The 22,129-nt window shown below is 70.1% G+C and carries 18 protein-coding genes; 5 read left to right on the top strand and 13 right to left on the bottom strand.

All coding sequences use genetic code 11. The annotated features are described in order from the left end of the window. Window positions 1-7: 7 nt before the first annotated feature. Complete coding sequence (locus RIN43_RS10240; RefSeq protein WP_309128817.1) at window positions 8-652, top strand: TetR/AcrR family transcriptional regulator; 645 nt, start codon at window positions 8-10, stop codon at window positions 650-652. Between the two features lie 3 nt (window positions 653-655). On the opposite strand, the gene RIN43_RS10235 is transcribed toward RIN43_RS10240, so the two are convergent. Continuing rightward, window positions 656-1,861 (bottom strand): MFS transporter, encoded by a 1,206-nt coding sequence (locus RIN43_RS10235; protein WP_309128816.1) that lies wholly within the window; start codon window positions 1,859-1,861, stop codon window positions 656-658. Window positions 1,862-2,072: 211 nt separating this feature from the next. Beyond that, complete coding sequence (locus RIN43_RS10230) at window positions 2,073-2,276, bottom strand: cold-shock protein (protein WP_309128815.1); 204 nt, start codon at window positions 2,274-2,276, stop codon at window positions 2,073-2,075. A 399-nt stretch (window positions 2,277-2,675) separates the two neighbouring features. Between RIN43_RS10230 and RIN43_RS10225 the strand changes: the two genes are divergently transcribed. Together RIN43_RS10225 and RIN43_RS10220 are read left to right on the top strand one after the other, a co-directional pair. Beyond that, complete coding sequence (locus tag RIN43_RS10225) at window positions 2,676-4,193, top strand: SulP family inorganic anion transporter (protein WP_309128814.1); 1,518 nt, start codon at window positions 2,676-2,678, stop codon at window positions 4,191-4,193. A 33-nt stretch (window positions 4,194-4,226) separates the two neighbouring features. Next, window positions 4,227-5,441 carry an amidohydrolase gene (locus RIN43_RS10220; RefSeq protein WP_309128813.1) on the top strand — a complete coding sequence of 405 codons (1,215 nt, stop codon included), beginning with the start codon at window positions 4,227-4,229 and terminating at the stop codon, window positions 5,439-5,441. A 55-nt stretch (window positions 5,442-5,496) separates the two neighbouring features. Here the strand turns inward: RIN43_RS10220 and RIN43_RS10215 are convergent, their stop codons facing one another. The 4 genes from RIN43_RS10215 to RIN43_RS10200 all read right to left on the bottom strand — a co-directional run bounded on the left by RIN43_RS10215 (window position 5,497) and on the right by RIN43_RS10200 (window position 10,212). Continuing rightward, a complete protein-coding gene (locus RIN43_RS10215) occupies window positions 5,497-6,165 on the bottom strand; it encodes a GTP pyrophosphokinase family protein (RefSeq protein WP_309128812.1) in 669 nt (222 codons plus the stop codon). 65 nt (window positions 6,166-6,230) lie between these two features. Beyond that, window positions 6,231-8,213 (bottom strand): iron ABC transporter permease, encoded by a 1,983-nt coding sequence (locus RIN43_RS10210; RefSeq protein ID WP_375163737.1) that lies wholly within the window; start codon window positions 8,211-8,213, stop codon window positions 6,231-6,233. Window positions 8,214-8,287: 74 nt separating this feature from the next. Beyond that, a complete protein-coding gene (locus RIN43_RS10205) occupies window positions 8,288-9,319 on the bottom strand; it encodes an iron-siderophore ABC transporter substrate-binding protein (RefSeq protein ID WP_309128810.1) in 1,032 nt (343 codons plus the stop codon). Between the two features lie 32 nt (window positions 9,320-9,351). Then, window positions 9,352-10,212, bottom strand: coding sequence for an ABC transporter ATP-binding protein (locus tag RIN43_RS10200; RefSeq protein WP_375163733.1), 861 nt, complete (start codon window positions 10,210-10,212; stop codon window positions 9,352-9,354). 29 nt (window positions 10,213-10,241) lie between these two features. On the opposite strand from RIN43_RS10200, the gene RIN43_RS10195 reads away from it, so the two are divergent. Together RIN43_RS10195 and RIN43_RS10190 are read left to right on the top strand one after the other, a co-directional pair. Beyond that, window positions 10,242-11,138, top strand: a complete 897-nt coding sequence (locus tag RIN43_RS10195; protein WP_309128809.1) for a siderophore-interacting protein — start codon at window positions 10,242-10,244, stop codon at window positions 11,136-11,138. Window positions 11,139-11,211: 73 nt separating this feature from the next. Beyond that, complete coding sequence (locus RIN43_RS10190) at window positions 11,212-11,877, top strand: GNAT family protein (RefSeq protein WP_309128808.1); 666 nt, start codon at window positions 11,212-11,214, stop codon at window positions 11,875-11,877. On the opposite strand, the gene RIN43_RS10185 is transcribed toward RIN43_RS10190, so the two are convergent. From RIN43_RS10185 to RIN43_RS10155, 7 genes are all read right to left on the bottom strand, one after another. After that, window positions 11,804-12,859 (bottom strand): VanZ family protein, encoded by a 1,056-nt coding sequence (locus tag RIN43_RS10185; RefSeq protein WP_309128807.1) that lies wholly within the window; start codon window positions 12,857-12,859, stop codon window positions 11,804-11,806. The two genes, RIN43_RS10190 and RIN43_RS10185, sit on opposite strands and share 74 nt — an antisense overlap. A gap of 168 nt (window positions 12,860-13,027) precedes the next feature. After that, the gene (locus RIN43_RS10180) at window positions 13,028-15,178 is read right to left on the bottom strand and encodes a heavy metal translocating P-type ATPase (protein WP_309128806.1); all 2,151 of its coding nucleotides are present in this window, start codon (window positions 15,176-15,178) and stop codon (window positions 13,028-13,030) included. Window positions 15,179-15,264: 86 nt separating this feature from the next. After that, window positions 15,265-17,508, bottom strand: a complete 2,244-nt coding sequence (locus RIN43_RS10175) for a heavy metal translocating P-type ATPase (protein ID WP_309128936.1) — start codon at window positions 17,506-17,508, stop codon at window positions 15,265-15,267. Between the two features lie 92 nt (window positions 17,509-17,600). Further along, complete coding sequence (locus tag RIN43_RS10170; protein WP_309128805.1) at window positions 17,601-18,563, bottom strand: heavy-metal-associated domain-containing protein; 963 nt, start codon at window positions 18,561-18,563, stop codon at window positions 17,601-17,603. Beyond that, the gene (locus RIN43_RS10165) at window positions 18,563-18,772 is read right to left on the bottom strand and encodes a heavy-metal-associated domain-containing protein (protein ID WP_309128804.1); all 210 of its coding nucleotides are present in this window, start codon (window positions 18,770-18,772) and stop codon (window positions 18,563-18,565) included. The genes RIN43_RS10170 and RIN43_RS10165 overlap by 1 nt, the downstream gene beginning before the upstream one ends. A gap of 153 nt (window positions 18,773-18,925) precedes the next feature. Next, window positions 18,926-21,856: an AAA family ATPase gene (locus RIN43_RS10160; protein WP_309128803.1), complete on the bottom strand. Its 2,931-nt coding sequence runs from the start codon at window positions 21,854-21,856 to the stop codon at window positions 18,926-18,928. Then, entirely contained in the window at window positions 21,853-22,128 is a 276-nt protein-coding gene (locus RIN43_RS10155; protein WP_309128802.1) for a hypothetical protein, read from the bottom strand. The genes RIN43_RS10160 and RIN43_RS10155 overlap by 4 nt, the downstream gene beginning before the upstream one ends. Window position 22,129: the final 1 nt, after the last annotated feature.

Here is a 22,129-nt window from a genome sequence, read left to right as displayed (position 1 = left end):
CGGAACGATGGCGAACAGCAGCAGCGCGGCGACCCAGCACCGCCCCGAGACGCTGGAGAAGCGCGAGCAGATCCTCAAGGCCGCCGTTGAGATCTTCGGCAATAAGGGCTCGGCGAACGGCACGCTCGCGGACGTCGCCGAACAGGTGGGGTTGACGCACGCAGGGGTGCTGCACCACTTCGGTTCGAAGCAGAAGCTGCTGCTCGAGGTGCTGGCGTACCGCGACCAGGCCGACGTCGCCGAACTCGCCGAGAAGCACATCCCCGGCGGCCTGGAACTGTTCCTCCACCTGGTGCGAACAGCTTTTCTCAACGCTCAGCGACCGGGGATCGTGCAGGCCTACACGGTGCTCTCCTCGGAGTCCGTGACCGATCGGCATCCGGGCCGGGACTACTTCGAGGAGCGGTACACCACCTTGCGCCGCGAGGTGTCAGAGGCGTTCGACGCGCTGTGCGCCGACGAGGGCGTGACCGACCGTGATGCGGTCGCCGCCGCATCCGCCGCGATCCTCGCCGTGATGGACGGACTGCAGCTTCAATGGCTGCTGCACCCGGATGTCATCGATCTCGGCGCCTCGACCGAGTTCGCCATCCGGGCGATCGTCAACGCGGTGCTTCACCCGGCCCCTGCGCTGGAGACGTACCGCCGCTGACTCTCAGGCCGCGGGCACCAGCACCGCCCCGCGCGGGGCGCCGCGCGCGACCATGAGATGCAGGGCCATCGTGATCGCGAGGACCACCGCAGACGCCGGCAGCAGCCCGTCGGCGGGCAGCCCCGCAACCAGCAGCGCGCCGCCCAGCATCCCGCCGAGAGCCGACCCGAGCTGCATGCCGCTACCGTTCAGCGCGAGCACCAGTGCGATCGAATCGGGAGCGAGAGTGCTCAGGCGCGACTGCAGCGCCACGCCCGATCCTCCGTTGAAGAACGCACACGCGAAGAACCAGGCGAAGGCGGCGAGCGCACCGGCCAGGCCGGGCAGCAGCAGGCCCGCCGCGCCGAGCAGGGCGACGCCGATCAGTACGCCGACGATCACCGTGACGACGTGCACGGGAGCGAAGCGGTCGATCATCCGGCCCGAGATGAGGTTGCCGATCAGGCTGACCACGCCGTAGCCGAACATCGCGCCGATCATCGCCAGTCCGTCGCCGATGCGCGGGCCGAAGATCAGGGTGGCGTAGGTGAAGCACAGGTAGCTGGCGCACATGATGCCGGTGGCGACGAGGATGCCGCCGATCAGTGCGGGCTGGCGCAGTGGCCGCAGCGTCTCGAGCAGGGTCCGCGAGGGCAGATGCAGTCGCGGCACCTTGATCAGGATGCCGGCGAGCGAGACGATGCCGACGCCGGTGACCAGGAACAGCGGCAGACGCCAATCGTCCTGACCGATCACCAGCCCGATCGGCACGCCCAGCGCGGTCGCGGCGAGGAAGCCGCCGAGCACGAACGACAGGGCGCGACCGCGTCGCTCGACGGGAGTCTTGGCGACCACGTACGCACTCACCACCGCACTGAGCAGCGCGCCCCCGAGCGCCGAGATCACACGTCCGGCCATGGCCCAGAAGTAGTCGGGCGCGATGGCGATCATGAGATTGCCGAGCACGAACACCGCCAAGGATGCCGCGATCACGCCCTTGCGCTCCCAGGCGCCGGTCAGCGCGCTGAGCACGGGACCGGCGATCGCGGCCGTCAGGGCGAACACCGCCACGAGCTGGCCGGCGGCGGCATCCGTCACGTCGAGATCGTCCGCGATCTGCGGCAGCAGACCCGCCAGTACGTACCCGTCGATTCCCATCGAGAACGTCGCCAGGAAGAGCCACAGCAGGGCTCCGAACCCGGCGGCCTTCGACTCATCGCTCTTACGCACCAGATCATCCAAGCAGAGTTCCGAACCGATTCGAACCCTGCCGGACACACGCGAGCGCCCTCCGGGCCGCTGCGCACGCTGAAGAGTCGGAAACGCCGCTCACGCGTGCTCATTCCGGGCGTTTCTGGCCTCTCGGCGCGCCGCCCCGCGGAAAGACGAAACCGGCCGGAGCCCGAAGGCTCCGACCGGTCTTAGTCGCAGTGCGCCGCGCTCAGAGCGGGCGGATGTTCGCTGCCTGCATGCCCTTGGGGCCACGCTCGGGCTCGAACTCGACCTTCTGGTTCTCGGTCAGCTCCTTGAAGCCCGAACCGGTGATCGCAGAGAAGTGCGCGAACAGGTCATCGGTGCCGTCATCGGGAGCGATGAAGCCGAAGCCCTTCTCGGAGTTGAACCATTTCACAGTGCCAGTGGCCATGTGTTTCTTCTTTCTGTTGATATGGCCGCAGAGCGGCCGGAGCACCGCACCGATTCTTCCGGTGGGCACGATCTGGGGTGTTGACACCGGCCGCTCGTGCGCAGATGCGCGGAAGCGGCGGGCGAGAGACCGTCGGCCGCGGCACTCACACGCGGGGAAGACGATCGGAGAAGGGGCCGCACACGACGATGCCGCGGGCCGAGATGAGAGTGAAGCCTCCGGTGGAGGGACACCCAACCGTACCACGCTGCACCTGGGAACTCGCCTGTCCGGCCGCCGGGCGAACGGCCCCGCATCGCTCGGATAGAGTTCTCACGGCCGCGCCCGCTGCGGCCGCCCCGCTCGCACTCGCTGATCCGCCAGGCCCACGCGGGCGGGAAACCGAGCTACGGAGTGTTCATGACCGCGGTCTCCCCCACGCGCGACAGCGCCTCCCGCTACCGGATGGAACCCACCGTCTGGCAGGCGCTGCGCAGCCCGCGCCTGCTGACGCGTGAGGTGCTGGCCGGCCTCGTCGTCGCTCTCGCGCTGATCCCCGAGGCCATCGCGTTCTCGATCATCGCGGGTGTCGACCCCCGCGTCGGACTGTTCTCCTCGTTCATCATGGCCGTGGTGATCGCGTTCCTCGGTGGCAGGCCCGCGATGATCACCGCCGCCACAGGTGCGGTCGCGCTGGTGATCGCCCCGGTGGTGCGCGAGCACGGGATGCAGTATTTCATCGCCACGGTCATCCTCGCGGGGATGATTCAGCTCGTGCTCGCCGGTCTCGGCGTCGCCAAGCTCATGCGCTTCATCCCACGCTCGGTGATGGTCGGCTTCGTGAACGCCCTGGCGATCCTCATCTTCTCCGCGCAGGTGCCCCAGCTGCTCGGCGTGCCGTGGGCGGTGTATCCGCTCACCGCCATCGGCCTCGCCATCGTCTTCCTCTTCCCCCGGCTCACGAAGGTCGTGCCAGCGCCCCTGGTCGCGATCGTGGTGCTGACCGCCGCGGTCGTGCTGCTCGGCGTCGCCGTGCCGAATGTCGGCGACCAGGGCGCGCTGCCCGACAGCCTGCCCGCCCTCTTCATCCCCGACGTGCCGCTCACCCTCGAAACGCTCGGGATCATCGGTCCTTACGCGCTGGCCATGGCGCTGGTCGGCCTGATGGAGTCGCTGATGACGGCGAAGCTCGTCGACGACATCACCGACACCCACTCCCGCAAGACCCGCGAAGCGTTCGGACAGGGCGGAGCGAACATCGTCTCCGGTCTCTTCGGCGGGATGGGAGGCTGCGCGATGATCGGCCAGACGATGATCAACGTCAAAGCATCCGGTGCCCGCACGCGCATCTCCACCTTCCTGGCAGGTGTGTTCCTGCTGATCCTCGTTCTCGTGCTCGGCGATGTCGTCGCGATCATCCCGATGGCGGCGCTCGTGGCTGTGATGATCTTCGTGTCGGTCGCGACCTTCGACTGGCACAGCATCCGCCCCTCCACTCTGCGACGGATGCCGAAGAGCGAGACGGCCGTGATGCTGATCACCGTGGTCGCGACGGTGTGGACGCACAACCTGGCGATCGGCGTGGTCCTCGGCGTGATCGCCGCCATGGTGATGTTCGCGCGACGCGTGGCGCACTTCGTGACGGTCACGCGCAGCGTCTCCGACGACGGCGCTGAAGCGCGGTACACGGTCGACGGAGAGCTGTTCTTCGCGTCGAGCAACGACCTCACCACCCAGTTCGACTACGCCGCCGATCCCGGTCGGGTCGTCATCGACATGTCTCGGTCGCACATCTGGGATGCGTCGACGGTCGCGGCCCTGGACGCCGTGATCACGAAGTACGCCGCGCATGGAACCGCCGTCGAGATCACGGGGCTCAACGAGACCGCCGCCGCGTTCCGGGATCGCCTGACGGGTGGACTCGGCGGCGAGCACTGACCGAAGGTCTATCGGCGTCGTTATGCTCGGCGCATGAGCATCGACCTCGAAGCGCTGTACATCGACCTGCACCGCCATCCTGAGCTGTCGTTCCAGGAGACCCGTACCGCCAGCATCGCCGCCGCGCACCTGCGGGATCTCGGCCTGGACGTGCACGAGGGCATCGGGGTCACCGGCGTGATCGGGGTGCTCGAGAACGGCGAAGGACCGGTCGTCTGGCTGCGCGCCGACATGGACGCCCTGCCCGTCAAGGAGGAGACCGGTCTCGCCTACGCCTCGACCGCGGTCGGCGTCGACCCCGACGGCAACACTGTGCCGGTGATGCACGCCTGCGGGCATGACATGCACGTGACCGCGATGATCGGCGCGGTCGAGCGCCTCGTCGGTGACCGCGGCAGCTGGCAGGGGACGATCGTGGTCGTGATCCAGCCCGCCGAGGAGTACGGCGCAGGGGCGCGCGCCATGCTCGACGACGGGGCGCTCGCCCGCTTCCCCCGCCCTGACGTCGTGCTCGGTCAGCACGTCACCCCGCTGCCGGCCGGCGTGATCGGCGTGCGGCCGGGTCCGCAGATGTCGGCGTCCGACGGGCTCCAGGTCGTGATGCACGGCCGCGGCGGGCACGGATCGCGCCCGCACTCGACCGTGGATCCCGTGGTCATGGCGGCTGCCACCGTGATGCGTCTGCAGACCATCGTCTCTCGCGAGGTCGACCCGCACGACCTGGCGGTCGTGACAGTCGGATCGATCCACGCCGGCACCAAGAACAACATCATCCCCGCCGACGCCACCTTGCAGCTGAGCCTGCGCTACCCCGACGAGCAGCTGCGCGACAAGGTGCTCGAGAAGGTCGAGCGCATCGTGCGCGCCGAGGCGTCGGCATCCGGCGCGCAGCGCGAGCCCGAGATCACGACCCTGCACACGCTGCCCGCCACCATCAACGACGCGGATGCCACCGCCCGCGTCATCTCGGCGTTCCGATCGGCGTTCGGTTCGGATGCCGTGATCGATCCCGGCCTGTTCACCGGCAGCGAGGACGTGTCGTGGTTCGCACGCGACGCCGGAGTGCCGCTGGTGTTCTGGTTCTGGGGCGGGGCCGATCCGGTCGCGTACGCAGCGGCCATGGCCGACGACACCCTGGATCAGGCCATCCCGACCAACCATTCGCCGTTCTACGCGCCCGTCATCCACCCGACCGTCGAAGCCGGAGTGACGGCGCTCGCCGTTGCGGCGCGGGAGTTCCTGGGCTGAGCCCCCTGCGTCCAGCTGACGGGCTCAGAATCGCGTCCGCCGCGCGCGACGGGCCTCAGGCCTCGATCACCCGCTGATTGATCTCGTGCGCCTCACGGTGCAGGCGCTCCATGCGCTGGTCGAGCTCACCGGCGGCATCCGCGGCATCCGTCAGGCTCTGCACCAGATGCACGGGCACGCGTCCCGCGAACTTGTAGTGGATCTTGTGCTCGAGGCTTGCCCAGAAGTCCATCGCGATGGTGCGGAACTGCACCTCGACCGGTACGGGCACCGGGCCGGTGGACAGGAACACCGGCACCTCGACGATCACGTGCAGGCTGCGGTAGCCGTTCGGCTTGGGCTCTGCGATGTAGTCCTTCACGAGCCGCACGGTGATGTCGTCCTGCTTGGTGAACAGCTCGAAGAGCCGGTACACGTCGCTGACGAAGCTGCACGTCACCCGCACACCGGCGATGTCGGTGATCTCGCGGCGAATCGTGTCGAAGTCCGGCTCGATGCCCTTGCGCGCCACCTTCTCGACGATGCCGTCCGGCGACTTCAGCCGGCTCTTCACGTGCTCGATCGGGTTGTACGCGTGATTGTGCGTGAACTCGTCGCGCAGGATCGAGATCTTCGTCTCGACCTCCCGCATACCGAACTCGTACTCGCGGAGGAACCGCTGGAACTCGTCTCTCAGCTGCTTCGCTTCCGCGATCGCGGCATCGTCGACGGAAACCGTGGTCATGCCATCGACGTTACGCGGACGGCTTCGGAAACGGCTGTGTGTTCGTCATCAGCGGACGAGCGGCGTCACGCGTCCCGTGACCTCCACAGCAGCCACACGAAGTAGGGCGCGCCGATCAGGGCGACGACGATCCCGGCCGGCAGCTGCGCCGGTGCGAGCACCGTGCGACCCACGGCGTCCGCGACGCCCACGAGCAGCGCTCCGAGCAGCACCGCGACGGGGATCACCCTGGTGTGCCTCGCGCCGACGAGGGCTCGCGCGGCGTGCGGCGCGACCAGGCCGACGAAGCCGACCACGCCCACGGCCGACACCGCCAGGGCGGCCAGCAGGGCGGCCGCCACGAGCAGCCCGAGCCGGGTGCGCTCGAGACGGATGCCGGCCAGTCTCGGCGTGTCCTCGTCCATCGCGAGGATGTCGAGATCGCGGCGCTGCGCGATGACGAACGGGAGCGCGACGGCGAGGACGATCGCGAGCGGGATCACCTGCTCCCAGATCCGCCCGTACGTGGTGCCCGAGAGCCAGGTGTAGATCTTCGGAGTGTCCCACGGGTTCGATCGCAGCAGCACGAAGGTGGTCAGCGCGGTGCTTCCGTACCAGACGCCGATGCCGATCAGCACGAGACGGTCGGCGCTGAGACCACCGCGCCAGGCAAGCGCGTACACCAGCGCGAACGCCAGCAGGGCACCCGCGATCGCGGCAGCGAGCATCCCGAACGTGGATGCCGTCGCGCTGGTGACCACGAGCACCGCGCCGAGGCCAGCACCGCCCGTGATGCCGAGCAGGCCGGGCTCTGCCAGCGGGTTGCGGCTGACAGCCTGCGTGATGGTGCCCGCGAGGGCCAGCGCGGCTCCGGCGACCACGGCCGCGATGACGCGCGGGGCGCGCTCGTCGAGCGCGAACGACACCAGCGGCGGGGCCTGCTGCTGCAGCCACAGCATGATATCACCGGTGAGCAGCGGGGTCGCGCCGACGAGCAGGCCGACCAGCACGACGGCCGCGAGCGCGGCCGAGGTGACGACGAGGACGGCCGCGAAACGGCGGCCTCTGCGCACGCCGAAGCGGATGCTGGGCGGGCGACGTGTCGGCCCCGCATCGCGCAGGCGCCGTGCCATCACGATCAGCACGATCGCGCCCAGCAGTGTCGTCGCGACACCGGTCGGCACGGCGATCGCACCCTCGGCACCGATCAGGGCGCGCAGCACCGCGTCGGCGAGGATGACGACGATCGCGCCGATGAGCCCGGTCGCAGGGATGAGCAGTACGTGCTTCCCGAGCGCGGGCACGAGACGCGAAAGCAGCCGGGCGAGCACGGGCGCACACAGGCCGACGAAGCCGACCGGGCCGGCGAGCGTCACGGCCGTCGCGGTCAGGATCACCGAGAGCAGGATGCCGAGCACCCGCGTCGAACGGATGGGCACGCCGAGCGACGAGGCGGTGTCGTCGCCGAGGGCGAGCACATCGAGACGGCGAGTCAGCGCGAGCGTGAGGCCCGTCGCCACGAGAACGATCGGGGCGGCGCGCAGGAAGCTCTCCAGGCCCAGCTGCGACAGGCTGCCGCTCCCCCAGGCGAACAGCCCCTTGGTCTCCTCGTCGAACAGCACCAGCAGCGCCGAAGTACCTGCCTGCAACGCCAGCGCCAGCGCGGATCCTGCGAGCACGAGCCGCGTGGTCGACGACGCGGCTCCGCCGGCCAGGCCCAGCACCAACGCCGCTGCGAAGAGACCGCCGGCGAACGCGACCACACCCGACGCCCAGAACGGGATCGAGACGCCGAAGGCGGTCACGGCCGTGACGGCGAAGTAGGCGCCGCCTGTCACGCCGAGGGTGTCGGGCGAGGCGAGCGGGTTGCGCGACAGCGACTGCATCAGCAGGCCGGCGACGCCGAGCGCGACGCCGACGGTCACGCCGGCGGCGAGCCTGGGCAGCCGCGAGCCGAACAGGATCTCCTGATCAGCGAACACCTGACCGCTGGTGCCCTGCGTGAGGTGCCACATCGAGGCGGCCAGCAGCAGGATGAGAAGGGCGAGCAGTGCGGCGACGGCACGCATGATGCCGCCGCCGCTTCCCCCTCCGGGTTCTGAGACGCTGTCCGCCGACGACCGGGAGACCGGGGCGTGCAGGGTCACTTCGTGATGATGTCGACGTACGCGTCGATGATCTGCTCGGCCGAGCGCGGACCGCCGAAGGTCCAGATGCCCGCCGGGAAGGCGTGGATGCGGCCGTCCTTCACCGCGGGGATGGACGCCCACGCCGGGTTCTTCTCGGCGGCGTCGACGAAGCTCTCGGAATCAGGGTCGGCCGTGCCCGAGTGCAGCAGGGTGGCGTCGCCGATCGTGGTCATCCCCTCGATGTCGGTCTGGCCGAGGCCGTAGGCGGGGTCGACCTCACCGGTCCAGGCGTTGGTCAGGCCCAGCTCCTCGCCGATCTCGCCGATCAGCGAACCCTGGCCGAACGGACGAAGCGAGACGTTGCCGCCGTCGACCCAGCCGTCGAAGAACACGAACTCGCTGATCTCGGGGGCGGCATCCGCCACCTTCTCCTTCGCGTCGGCGAGGTGCTGCTCGAACTCTTCCTTGACCACGTCTGCGCGCTCGGTGCGGCCGGTGGCCTCGGCGATCAGGTCGAACGTGTCGAGGGTCTGCTGGATGGGATCCTCGGCCTTGGCGCCGAGCGTCGCCAGCACGGGCACACCGTACTTCTCGAGCTGGCTGATGATCGCATCGTCGCGCGTGTACGCCTCGACGATCACCAGGTCGGGCTCGGTCGCGAACAGCGCATCGAGGTTCGGCTCCTGACGGGTGCCGACGTCCTTCACGTCCTCGGGCAGCTCTTCCGCGGTGTCCCAGGTGCGGTAGCCCTCGGCATCCGCCACGGCCACCGGGGTCAGGCACAGGGAGAGCACATCCTCGATCTGCTGCCATTCGAGCACGGCCACGTTCTCGGCGGGCTTGTCGAGCTCGACGGTGCGGCCGAAGGCATCGGTGAGCTCGACGGGACCGCTGGAGGTCTTCGTGGTGTCGTCGGCGCAGCCGATACCGGTCGCGGTCGAGGTGGTCTCGTCGGCGGGCTCGGCTGCGGACTGCGTGGTGCCGCAGGCGGTGAGGACCAGGGTGAGCGCGCCGAGGGTCGCGAGGGCGGCGAAGGGCTTGTTCATGGAGGGGCTCCGGGGTTTTTCGGGTAGGGGCTTCAGGCGGAGAGAGCGGTGAGCGCGCGGCGGGCACGGTCGTGATGCCGGCCGCGGGGAGTGACATGCACGCGTCCGGTTCGGGTGTCGACAGCGGCCTCGATCGCGAGCCCGTACACCTCGGTGAGGTTCTCGGAGGTCAGCACGGCGGCCGGGGTGCCGGCCGCATGCACGCGGCCTTTGTGCATCAGCACGACCTCGTCGGCGACGGATGCGGCGTGGTCGAGGTCGTGCAGCACGACGCCCACAGCAGTGCCGCGATCGGCGAGGTCGCAGACCAGATCGAGCGTCTCGACCTGGTACCGCAGGTCGAGGTGGTTGGTGGGCTCGTCGAGCAGCAGGATGCCGGTGCTCTGGGCGAGCGCCGTCGCCAGCCACACGCGCTGCAGCTCGCCGCCCGAGAGCTCGTCGACGGGGCGATATGCCATGTCCTCGAGCCCGGTGAGCTCCAGCGCGTGCGTGATCGCCTGCCGGTCGGCATCCGTCAGCCCTGCGAAGCGTCCGCGATGCGGGTGCCGGCCGTAAGCGACGACGTCTTGGACTTCGAGGCCGGACGGATGCGGACGCGACTGGGACAGCATCGCGACCGTGCGGGCGAACTCCTTGGCCGACAGGGATGCGGCGTCGCGAGCGCCGTGCGCGCCGTCGATGCGCACGACTCCTGAGTCGACCCTGTGCAGCCGAGCGAGGGCGCGCAGGGCGGTGGACTTGCCGCTGCCGTTGGGACCGATGAGCGCGGTGACGACGCCGGGACGCAGGTGCAGGGAGACGTCGTGCACGACCCGCATGCGGCCGTAGCTGAGGGCGAGCGCCTCGCCGTGCAGTTCGTCGGCGGGTGCTTCGCGGGACTCGGTAGGTGTCACGTTAGGAGAGCCTAACCTATGATGGACGGGTGAGCCACCACCCTTACCGCACATTCCGGACGACCGTCGCGCGCATCACCCCGCTGTCGCCGCACTTCACGCGCATCACGCTCGCTGGCGACGACCTGACGCACTTCGGCACCGACGGCCTGGATCAGCGCATCAAGCTGATCATCCCGTTCGCCGACGGCACGATCACCGATGTCGGCCAGTTCGACGAGACGCAGAGCATGGGTGAGTGGTACCGGCGCTGGCGCGAGCTGCCCGACGAGAAACGCAATCCGATCCGCACCTACACGATCCGCGCGCCGCGCCCGCAGGACCGCGAGATCGATGTCGAGTTCGTGCTGCACGGCACTGAGGGCCCGGCATCCGCCTGGGCGAGCGCCGCACGCGTCGGGGATCCGATGTTCGTCGTCGGCCCGGACTCCCGCTCGGATGAGCAGGGCGGCGGGATCGAGTGGAAGCCGGGTTCGGCGTCATCGGTGCTCATCGCGGGCGACGAGACGGCGGCACCGGCGATCCGCTCCATCGTGGAGGCGCTGCCGGCCGACGCCGTCGGCGAGGTGTGCATCGAGGTGCCGACCGAGGCTGACGCCCTGCCCCTGAGCGCTCCCGACGGCGTGCGCGTGAGCTGGCTGGCCCGCAGCGGCGCCGCTCACGGGGTGCGCCTGAGCGCCGCCGTGCACGCGTGGGGACGCCAGCGCGCGACCCCCACCGCCGTCGCCGATCTGGACGATCCGTCGTCCGACGAGATCCTGTGGGAGGTGCCGGATGCGGTCGACGGCGGCGAGTACGCGTGGCTTGCCGGAGAGGCCGGCACCATCACAGCGCTGCGCCGGCACCTGGTGCGCGACCTCGGCATCGACCGGCGTTCGATCGCGTTCATGGGCTACTGGAAGCAGGGCCGCGCCGAGGCTTCCTGATCGCGCGCTGCGTCCGGCACAGGACGCGGATTCACCACCAGACCCGCGGCGAAGAGCGAACTACGCTGACGGGATGAGCTCACAGCGACACGATGCCTGGCCTGTCCGGACGCAGCGGCTGCAGATCCGCCCGTGCACCGTCGATGATCTGGACGACGTGTGGGAGTACCGCCGCCTTCCGGACGTGAACCGCTGGCTGGGCCGTGCGCCCGAGACGCGCGAGGCGTTCCACGAGACGTATTCCGAGAGCGACCGGCTCGCATCGACGTTCGTGATCGAGGCGCTTTCGGCGCCCACCGAGCGGCCGGCGATCATGGGCGACATCATGGTGCGCATCGAAGACGGCTGGGCGCAGGCCGAGGTCGCCGCTCAGGCCAAGGGAGTTCAGGCGGAGCTCGGCTGGGTGCTGCATCCGGCGCACGCGGGCAACGGATACGCGACCGAGGCGGTCCGGGCCGTGATCGACACCTGCTTCGGGGCGCTCGGGCTGCGCCGCGTGCACGCCGGATGCTTCACCGTCAACGAGCGCTCCTGGCGACTGATGGAGCGACTCGGGATGCGGCGCGAAGAGGACAGCCGCAAGACCGGGCTGCATCGCTCGGGCGAATGGCTCGACGGCCTCAACTACGCGCTCCTGGCCGAGGAGTGGCCCACGCCGGGCAGTCTCAGCGGCGAGACCGAGCATCGGTCAGATGCTGACCGGACAGCACGCCGGGCAGCCCCCGACCTGCCCGCGTGAAGAACAGCATGACGCACGCGCCGAACAGCAGTGCGCCGGAGAGCGAGTCGAAGACACCGCCGAGCAGACCGAGCGCGGAGAGTCCGCCCACGCCGCCCGCCCATCGCAGTAAGCGTGCGACGGGCACAGGCACCGGCCCGCCCGCGTAGCGCAGCTGCACGGCGAGGTCTCCGATCGACTGCCCGCTGGCGAGGATCGCGACGAGCCAGACGAACGCCGCGCCGCCGGTGCCCACGATCTCGGCCCAGATCCCGGCGAGCACCGCTTCGCGATCATGCCTTACGTACTGCAGGTAGAGCTGCACCGCGACGCTCCCGATGCCGGCGACCAGGAAGAACCCGATCCCATCGCACAGCATCGCCACCGCACGTCGGCCCCGCGTGACCGGACGCGGCTGCGCGGCATCCGGTGCCGTGGCCAGGCCGCGGTGGGCGCGCGGCACGACGAGGCCGAACACGGCGCCGAGCAGCGAACCCGTCGTGTTCGTGAGGAGGTCGCCGACGTCGAAGAACCGGTACGCGCAGGGGTAGAGGCCCCAGACTCCGGTGAGCTGCGTCGTCTTGACGAACAAGGAGAGTCCGAAGCCGGCGAGCAGGGCGACGAGGATGCCGCGTCCGCCCAGCACCCGCAGGAAGAAGCCGAGCGGCACGAACAGCAGCACGTTGAAGAACAGCTGGAGAACGGCCGGATGAGTGAGGGTGCTGCCCGGCGCGGCGATCGCCCGCCGCACATCGCGCACGATCTCCATCGGGTCGGTGATCATCCCCACGCACCGGATGCTGTCGGGCTCCGGCAGGGGCAGCAGCGTGTAGGTCCAGATCGCCCAGAAGTACACGAGTGCGGCGAACCAGAGCAGCGCGCGGGGCAGGCTCAGCCGGCCGCGTCTGCGGTAGCTGATCGCGACGAACGGCACGAACAGCGCGACGCCGGCGACCATGCCGATGCCGACCGCGACCACACCCAGAAGCACCTGTTCCCCCACGAGCGGCAATTCTAGATGCGTGCCATCGTCGCCCCGAGCCAGGCCACTCGGTCGCAGCATCCGGCAGTCGCCGTCGCACGGATGCAGGAGATCACCCGATCTGCAGGAGCCCTTCGGGCAGGGGACTCCTGCAATCCGGGTGATCTCCTGCAGACCGGGCGGCCTTCGTCAGCGGCGCACCGCCGCCTCGGGCCGCAGATCCAGACGCCGAAGCGCCTGGGCGTTGAGCGCGACGACGATGGTCGACAGCGACATCAGCACGGCACCCACCGACATCGGCAGCACGAATCCGACTGGTGCGAGAACGCCTGCGGCGAGCGGCACCGACAGCAGGTTGTATCCCGCCGCCCACCAGAGGTTCTGCTTCATCTTGCGGTAGCCGGCCCGTGACAGCTCGATCACCGACAGCACCGAACGCGGGTCGTCCGACGCGAGGATCACTCCTGCCGAGGCGATCGCCACGTCCGTACCCGCTCCGATGGCGATCCCGACGTCGGCCTGAGCGAGTGCAGGGGCGTCGTTCACCCCGTCCCCGACCATGGCGACCTTCTTCCCCTCGCGCTGCAGCTCGGCGACCTTGGCCGACTTGTCCTCGGGGCGCACCCCGGCGAACACGCGATCGATCCCGAGCTGGCCCGCGACCGTACGCGCCACGGCTTCGGCGTCGCCGGTGATCATCACGACCTCGACCCCGCGGCGGTGCAACGCGTCGACGGCCTCCCGTGACTCGCCGCGGATCTCGTCGGCGAGCCTGAGCCCGCCGATCACCTCTCCGTCGCGCACCACATGCAGGATGATCGCGCCCTCGGCGCGCCACGCCGCGGCATCCGGGATCTCCGCGGCATCGACCTCCTCGAGCATCTTCGGCCCGCCCACACGCACGTCGCGCCCGTCGACCGCCGCCTTCACGCCGACGGCCGGCGAGGAGGAGAAGCCCGTCGCCGTCGGCACGTCGAGATCCGACGCGGCCCTGACGATCGCCTTGGCCAGCGGATGCTCACTGTCGGCCTCGACGGACGCGGCGAGTGCGAGCACGGCGTCCGCCTCCCAGCCCTCGGCCGGCGCGACGGCCGTGACCGTCGGCTCGCCCTTCGTGAGCGTCCCGGTCTTGTCGAACAGGACCGTGCCGATGCCCCGCATGCTCTCCAGGGCCAGCCGGTCCTTGACGAGCACTCCTGCGCGGGCGGCTCGCTCGGTGGCGATGGACACGACCAGCGGGATCGCGAGTCCGAGCGCGTGCGGGCAGGCGATCACGAGGACCGTGACCGTGCGGATCACCGCGGCGTCGGGGTCGCCGGCCAGACTCCAGAGCAGCGCCGTGAGCACGGCAGCGCCCAGCGCGAACCAGAACAGCCACGCCGCCGCCCTGTCGGCGAGGCGCTGCGCCCGCGAGCTGGACGCCTGCGCCTCGGCGACGAGCTTGCGGATGCCGGCGAGCGCGGTGTCGTCGCCGGTGGCGGTCACCTCGACGCGCAGACCGGAGTCGGTGGCGACCGTGCCCGCGGTGACCCGGTCACCCGCACCTCGCGATACGGTGCGGGACTCGCCGGTGAGCATCGACTCGTCCATGTCTGCGCGACCGTCGACTACGACGCCGTCGGCGGGGACGCTTGCCCCTGGACGCACCACGACCACGTCGCCGACTCGAAGATCGGCCGGGCTCACCCGTACGATCTCGTCGCCTTCGATCCGCGCCGCCTCATCCGGCAGCAGGGCTGCCAGGGAATCCAGGGCCGAGGTGGTCTGAGCCAGCGAGCGCATCTCGAGCCAGTGCCCGAGCAGCATGATGACGATGAGCAGCGCCAGCTCCCACCAGAACTCGAGCTCGTGGTGCAGAACGCCCAGGCTCGCGCCCCAGGATGCGACGAAGGCGACCGTGATGGCCAGGGCGATGAGCAGCATCATGCCCGGCCTACGGCTCTTGACCTCCGAGAGCGCCCCTGTGAGGAACGGGCGGCCGCCCCATGCGTACATCACGGTACCGAGCACCGGGGCGATCCAGCGCGATCCGGGGAAGTCGGGGATCGCGTACCCGATGAGCATCGCGAACATGCCGCTGAACGCCACCACGGGTACCGCGAGGAGCAGGTTGGCCCAGAACAGGCGGCGGAACTGGCCGACGTGGTCGCCGTGACCCTCATGACCGCCATGGCCGCCATGACCGGCACGGCCATCGTGATCGCCGTGGCCTGCGCTGACGTCGTGCTCGGTGTGCCCGGCGTGGCCCTGGTGCGGGGCCGAGCCGTCGTCCTCGGTGTGACGGCCGGCGTGCCCCGACGAAGAATCCATCCCGTGATGGGCGTCGTGTGCGTTCATCATTCACCCTCCTGCCGGAAGCAACCCAATACCCCCGCGGGGTATTCCGGATCGGCACTCCTGCGCGCCATCCTTCCCCGTCCGAGTCGTCAGCGGAAGGAGCGCAGCCGAAGGCTGTTGCCGACGACGAAGACGCTCGAGAACGCCATCGCCGCTCCCGCGAGCATCGGATTCAGCAGCCCGAGGGCCGCAAGCGGGATCGCCGCGATGTTGTAGGCGAAGGCCCAGAAGAGGTTGCCCTTGATGGTTCCCAGCGTGCGGCGGGACAGCCGGATCGCATCCGCCGCCGCCCGCAGGTCGCCGCGCACCAGGGTGATGTCGGACGCCTCGATCGCGACATCCGTTCCGGTTCCCATGGCCATGCCCAGGTCTGCCTGCGCCAGTGCGGGCGCGTCGTTGACACCGTCGCCGACCATCGCCACGACCCTGCCCTGCTCTTGCAGTCGAGAGACCACGGCGACCTTGTCGGCCGGGAGCACCTCTGCGATGACCTCGTCGATGCCGACCTGCGCAGCGATGTGCCGCGCGGCCGCCTCGTTGTCGCCGGTGAGCAGCACCGGCGTGAGGCCGAGCAGCTTGAGCGAGGCGACGGCTTCGGCACTGGTCGGCTTCACCTGGTCTGACACGACGATCATGCCGCGCGCCGCTCCGTCCCAGGCGACGAGGACTGCCGTCTGACCGGCCGCCTCGGCTTCGGCCTTGGCCGCGAGCAACCGGACAGAGGGATGGATTGCCCAGTCCTCGAGCAGTGAGAGCCGCCCGACGAGCACTGCGCGCCCCTCGACCACGCCGCTGACCCCGCGCCCCTCGACGTTCTGGAACGATTCGACGTCCGGCAGCCTCGGCGTGGGGTCGGAGAGTGCGGCATCCGGGCGAGCCGCCGCGATGTCTCGTGACTCCTCGGCGGACAACGCGGCGGCCGCGACCGCGCGGGCGATCGGATGCTCGCTGGCGTGTTCGAGGGATCCCGCCAGGCGCAGCAGCTGCACGGCATCCGTGTCCCCTTCGGGGATGACCGACACGACGCTCATGCGTCCTTCGGTGACCGTGCCGGTCTTGTCGAGCACGACGGTGTCGACACGGCGGGTGGATTCGAGCACCTCGGGCCCCTTGATCAGGATGCCGAGCTGCGCACCTCGGCCTGTGCCGACGAGCAATGCGGTGGGTGTCGCGAGTCCCAGCGCGCACGGGCAGGCGATGATGAGCACGGCGACCGCGGCGGTGAAGGCGGCGGATGCCGGGAACCCGGCGCCCAGCCAGGCGCCGAGAGCCGCGACGGCGATCGCGATGACGATCGGCACGAAGACGCCCGAGATGCGGTCGGCAAGGCGCTGGACCTCGGCTTTGCCGGTTTGCGCCTGCTCCACCAGGCGGGCCATCTGCGCAAGCTGTGTGTCGGCGCCCACGCGGGTGGCGCGGACGACCAGGCGACCGCCGGCGTTCACGGTCGCGCCCGTCACGGAATCCCCCACGCCCACCTCGACGGGCACGGCCTCGCCTGTGATCATCGACTGATCGACGGCGGACGAGCCAGAGGCGACGACGCCGTCGGTCGCGATCTTCTCGCCCGGGCGCACGACGAACTCGTCGCCGACGCGCAGCTCCGACGTGGGGATGCGCGTCTCAACGTCTCCGCGCAGCACGGCGACGTCCTTCGCGCCGAGCTCGAGCAGAGCGCGCAGCGCGGCACCGGCACGGCGCTTGGCGCGTTTCTCGAAGTAGCGCCCGGCCAGCACGAACATGGTGACGCCGGCGGCGACCTCGAGGTAGATGTTCGCCGCGCCGTCGCTCGGAGCGATCGCGAACGAGAACCCGTGCGTCATACCGGCCTCGCCGGCCGTGCCGAGGAACAGCGCGTACAACGACCACAGGAACGCGGCCGTGGTGCCGAGGCTGATGAGCGTGTCCATGGTGGCGGCGCCGTGGCGCAGATTGACCCAGGCTGCGCGGTGGAATGGCCACGCCGCCCATACGATCACCGGGGCGGCCAGCGCCAGAGAGGCCCACTGCCAGTAGGTGAACTGTAGAGCCGGGATCATCGCGAGGAGTATCACGGGCACCGACAGCACGACGGCGCCGATCAGGCGGTGCCGCAGTGCGCGCAGCTCGCGCTGCTCCCCGCTTTCGCCGCCGTCGACTCGCGGCGCATCGGGCGGGGCGGGGACCGCGGCGGAGTATCCGGCATTCTCGACCTCGGCAATCAGCATCGCCGGGTCGATCGGGCCGTCGACCGTCACCTGCGCCTTCTCGGTGGCGTAGTTCACGGTGGCGGTCACGCCGTCGAGCTTGTTGAGCTTCTTCTCGATGCGCATCGCGCAGGAGGCGCAGGTCATGCCGCCGATCTCGAGATCGATGCGGTTCTGTGCCGTGCCGTCGGGCAACGCGGCGGTGCTCACGATGGTGCTCCTCGTCGGTGCGATGTGGATCAGTGCTGGTGGTCGTCGGAGTCGTCGCCCTGCGCCGCATCCGTCGTATCGACGACGAAGGGCACGGAGTGGACGGCCCCTTCGACCTGGAAGTCGAAATAGAGCAGGTAGCGCCCCGCAGTCGGCACGGATGCCGCGAACGACACGTCAGGGCCTGAGGTGTCTCCCGCCCGGGGTGCGTCGCCCTCCGGGTGCACGTGCGCGTAGCCGAGGTCGCCCTGGCGCAGGGCGACGAGATGCCCGAACGCCCCGAGGTACGGCTCGAGAGCGGTGACGGGTGCGCCGTTCTTCGCGATCTCGACCGTCAGTTCCGATGCTGCTCCGACGGCGAGATCGCCGCGGAGGTGCACGTCGTAGCCGGCCACCCGCGCGTGCCGAGCAGGCTGCGGGTCGACGGGCGCAAATGCCCCCGAGACCTGCACCGAGCGTGACAGCGTGACGGCTTCGGCGCCGGATGCGGTGAAGTCGGCGAACACGCGGTAGCTGCCCGCTTCACGCCAAGACCAGTCGATGGACCAGACACCTGCAGCGTCCATCTCGGGGTGCACGTGACGGAACTCGGCGCCGTCGCTGCGCACCACGATCAGGTGCAGGTCCTTGTCGTGCTCCCGCTCGTATTCGGTCACGGGTTCGCCGTGCCCGTCCAGGATGCGGAAGCTCAGTTCGCCCGGCTCGCCTGCGGCGGTCGGTGCGGTCACGGTGTCGAGGGTCAGGCCTTGCGCGGAGAGGGAGAGACCGCCGAGCTCACCGGCGCGAGCCGGTCCGCCGTGGCCGTCGTGCGCACTCGGCGCAGGGGCTTCTGTCGCTGCTGTGCTGTGATCCTGCATGGCGGAATCCTTCTGCGAGGCGGTCCATTCGGTGGCGATGCCGTCGGGCGCGATGGCCCCCGATGCGGCTGCGGCGACGCCGAACACCGCCACCAGGCCCAGCCCGAACAGGCCGAGGCGTGCCGCGGCGTTCATCAGGCCGACACCACCTGGTAGCCCGCCTCGTCGACGGCGGCGATGATGGCAGCGGCGTCGACCGGTGCAGTCGAGCCGACGATGAGACGACCGTTCTGCGCGTTGACGTCGATGCTCTCGACGCCGGCTACCTTGGCGACCTCTTCACGCACGGACATCTCGCAGTGGCCGCAGGTCATCCCTGTCACCTGGAACTCGGTGGTGGTCATAGCATCTCCTGTTCGTTCGATGTACCCCCTCGGGGTACTACATGAGACTACTACAACATACCCCCTGGGGGTATTCCCGCGGCGCGAAAGAACTCCGGAGCGACCCGACGACCGCCGCGCATTCGAGGAAGGAGCGTGCTGGGCGACGGCGGCTCAGGCGTCGACGAGGGAGCGATGCCGCGCAGCGGCCTCGGTGCGCGTCGCGGCGCCCAGCTTGCGCAGCACGGCTGAGACGTGCACGCTCACAGTCTTGATGCTGATGAAGAGCCGCTCGGCGATCTGGCGGTTGCTGAGTCCTTCGGCCAGGAGCTCGAGCACCTGCTGCTCGCGGGCGGTCAGCTCGGTGCCGTCGCGCCGGGCGGCCGTCGTCGTCAGACCGGTGGCGTCGGCGAACTCGGTGGCCTCGTGCTGCAGACGGGCGTGGCCGATCCGGGCGGCAAGCCGCTCCGCGTCGGCGAGCACCGTCGCCGCCTCCGCGCGATCGGAACGGTCGGCGACCAGCCGGCGGGCGAGTTCGAGGCGGACGAGCACCGCGAGCGCCGCCGGCATGTCGTCGCCGTCGGCGATCGGCATCGCTTCGCGCAGACGGTCGGCGTCGCCTGCCAGCAGGGCGAGCAGCACCTGGGTCCACCCGGCGGGGTGCAGCGCCTCCGGCAACCTCTGCCAGGCGTCCGCCACGGATCCGGCGAGCGCCGCAGCCTCGTCGGCGAATCCCTGCGCGCGCAGCGCTGCGACGATCGATCCCCCGTCGAGCAGCACCCGGGCCGCGTGGGCGAGTTCGGCACCGCCCCCGTCGAAGAGCTCCTGGAGCACTCGCGCGGCGCCGCGTGCATCGCCCGCGGCCAGCCGCAAGGCGATGTCGGAGGTGAGCAGCGAGTACTGCACCTGTCGCTCGATCACCGCGACCTGACGAACGACGGGCAGCCATTCGTCGAGCAGTGCTCTTGCCTCGTCGATGCGCCCGCGCCAGGCGAGGGCGCGCACCCGCGTCATCGTCGTGTAGACGCGGAACACCCGGTGCGTGCGGAATGTGAGGTCTCCGGCCAGCAGGCTCTCGGTGCGGGCGATGTCGCCGAGCTGCAGCAGCGGTTCGGCGAGGTTCTGCGTGAGGATCGACCCGCTGGTGCGCTCGACGCCGAGGGTCCGCGCGTGAGCGATGCCGTCCTCGGCGACCTGTACGGCCTCTCGATGCCGGCCGAGCAGGTACAGCGCGTCGGAGTAGTTCACCCGGTAGCGCATCTGCGCGGTGCTGCCCTTCGCCCGCTCCCACGCGAGTCGGTAGTCTGCCAATCCACCCGACACATCGCCGGTGTGCATACGACTGCCGGCCCTGGTGTTCGCCGCGATCGACATCTGGTCGTCGTCGCCTGCCGCCTCGGCCAGGCGATAGGCCTCGTCGGCCGCCTGGATCGCCTCGGGGAACTCCGCCGCCACCATGTGGCGCCCGGCCAGCAGGTTGAGCAGCGTGGCCCGCAGCCGGTCGTCGTCGAGGCGGCCGGCCATCGCATCGAGCGCCTGCCGCAGCAGCGCGATCGATCCGGTGCGGCCGAGGTTCTGCAGGTAGAGCGCCTTGTCTCGCAGCAGCCTGGCGTACACCCCGACGTCGGCCGTGGCCGGATCGATCTCGTCGAGAGCGAGGCCCACGACGGTCAGAGCGCGTTCGCCGTCTCCGGCGTTGCGCAGGATCGACCCGAGCCGGGCGAGCAGCGTCACCCGTGCCATGCCGGCGGCCTCGGCGGCATCCGGCACCTGCTCCCACAGTTCGAGCGCCAGCTCGCCGAAGCGCGCGGCGGTCGAGAAGGCGTAGCTGGTCTTCGCGCGCTCCATCGCTCCGATCGCCGCGGTCAAGGCGCGCCGCGCGTCGTGAGCCTGGTGCCAGTGGAAGGCGAGGGCGGCCTCGTGGCAGCATTCACCCTCGGCGGCCCGTGTCTCGAGCGCCTCGGCGTAGGCACGATGCAGCCTGGCGCGCTCGCCGGGAAGCAGATCGTCGTGCACAGCCTCGCGCAGCAGCGCGTGGCGGAATCCGTACGAGTCGTCCGAGCGCACCGCGAGCACCGCCGCGCCTGCCGCCTCGCGGATGGCTGCGTCCAGCTGCTCGTCCGGCAGCCCGGCGATCTCGCTGAGCAGCTCATGGTCGACAGCGGCGTCCGAGCCCGAGACCGTGCGCACCACGCGCTTCGCATCGTCGCCGAGCGCGTCGAAGCGCACCAGCAGCAGATCGCGCAGCGACTCGGGCAGCGGACCCGCGGCATTGCACGAGAGCTCTTCGACGAAGAACGGCACGCCCTCTGAACGGTCGAGCAGACGAGTGAAGGCCGCGTCGTCGATCGGCCCGTTCAGCGCCTCCACCATCGCGCGCACCTGCACGGCATCGAGTCGCGCGAGCGTCAGACGGTCGAGGAGCCGTGCCCGCTCGGCTTCGACGAGGAACGAGCGCACCGAACCACCCCGGCGCACCTCGTCGACGCGACAGGTGATCACGAAGAGCACGCGATGGCCGGCGAGCACCCGCAGCAGGAAGGCCAGCGTCGAGAGCGTCGCGTCGTCAGCCCAGTGCAGGTCTTCGATGAGCACGACCACCGGACGCCTCGCTGCGGCCGCCTCGAGGACGTTGGCGATGGCCTCGCGCAGGCTCTCAGGGCCGGCTTTCGTGCGGTCGAACGGTGCGTCGCCGAGCTCGGGCAGCAGCAAGCGCAGCGCCTCGCGTGCGGGGCCGGCGGCTTCGGCTGCGGCGTCGCCCAGTTCGGCCAACGCGCCGCGCACGATCGAAGGCAGCGGGGTGTACGGCGCGGGCGTCGCGCCGTAGTCGAGGCTCCATCCGCTCAGCACGAGCGCCGAGCCCGCCGCCCTCTCGCGGAACTCGCGCAGCAGGCGCGACTTGCCGATACCCGCCTCGCCCGCCACGAGCATCGACGCGACCTCACCCGCCGACGCACGCTGCAGGGCCGCCTCGAGGATCTCGAGTTCGGCGTCACGGCCCACCATGTCGGCGGTGGACGCGATGAGGGACATGTTCTCATCGTGCCACTCGCCACCGACATCGGGGCCGCCTGCCGTCGGAGTGCGCTCGTGCAGGATGGTCACGCCGCGACGGCCTCGCAGTCGGCGCCGGCCGGGCAGCGCTCCGCCGGGACGCGGGCCGTGGACGAGGAGGTCACCTGGACTGAAGCGGCCGTCACGGGGACAGGCGTCTCGCGTCGCGGCGCGATGGCACGGAGCACCCGGGCGATCACACCCGGTCGCGACCGGATGCGGTCGGGGTTGTCCATGATCACGCGACGACGTTCTGCGATCACGGCCGCCTGCTCCTGCTCGAAGGCGGTGACACGGTAGGCGAGATAGGGGTGCTCGTACATG

It is taken from the genome of Microbacterium sp. (assembly GCF_031178445.1).
Classification (GTDB): Bacteria; Actinomycetota; Actinomycetes; order Actinomycetales; family Microbacteriaceae; genus Microbacterium.
The sequence above is the reverse complement of the archived record's forward strand: the minus strand, read 5'-3'. Positions and strand labels throughout refer to the sequence as shown.

Coding starts and splice junctions, on each gene's coding strand:
- RIN43_RS10240 (WP_309128817.1), top strand. CDS start 8: ATGGCGAACAGCAGCAGCGCGGCGACCCAGCACCGCCCCGAGACGCTG.
- RIN43_RS10230 (WP_309128815.1), bottom strand. CDS start 2,276: ATGGCCACTGGCACTGTGAAATGGTTCAACTCCGAGAAGGGCTTCGGC.
- RIN43_RS10225 (WP_309128814.1), top strand. CDS start 2,676: ATGACCGCGGTCTCCCCCACGCGCGACAGCGCCTCCCGCTACCGGATG.
- RIN43_RS10220 (WP_309128813.1), top strand. CDS start 4,227: ATGAGCATCGACCTCGAAGCGCTGTACATCGACCTGCACCGCCATCCT.
- RIN43_RS10215 (WP_309128812.1), bottom strand. CDS start 6,165: ATGACCACGGTTTCCGTCGACGATGCCGCGATCGCGGAAGCGAAGCAG.
- RIN43_RS10210 (WP_375163737.1), bottom strand. CDS start 8,213: ATGCGTGCCGTCGCCGCACTGCTCGCCCTTCTCATCCTGCTGCTGGCC.
- RIN43_RS10205 (WP_309128810.1), bottom strand. CDS start 9,319: ATGAACAAGCCCTTCGCCGCCCTCGCGACCCTCGGCGCGCTCACCCTG.
- RIN43_RS10190 (WP_309128808.1), top strand. CDS start 11,212: ATGAGCTCACAGCGACACGATGCCTGGCCTGTCCGGACGCAGCGGCTG.
- RIN43_RS10180 (WP_309128806.1), bottom strand. CDS start 15,178: ATGATGAACGCACACGACGCCCATCACGGGATGGATTCTTCGTCGGGG.
- RIN43_RS10175 (WP_309128936.1), bottom strand. CDS start 17,508: ATGACCTGCGCCTCCTGCGCGATGCGCATCGAGAAGAAGCTCAACAAG.
- RIN43_RS10170 (WP_309128805.1), bottom strand. CDS start 18,563: ATGAACGCCGCGGCACGCCTCGGCCTGTTCGGGCTGGGCCTGGTGGCG.
- RIN43_RS10165 (WP_309128804.1), bottom strand. CDS start 18,772: ATGACCACCACCGAGTTCCAGGTGACAGGGATGACCTGCGGCCACTGC.
- RIN43_RS10155 (WP_309128802.1), bottom strand. CDS start 22,128: ATGTACGAGCACCCCTATCTCGCCTACCGTGTCACCGCCTTCGAGCAG.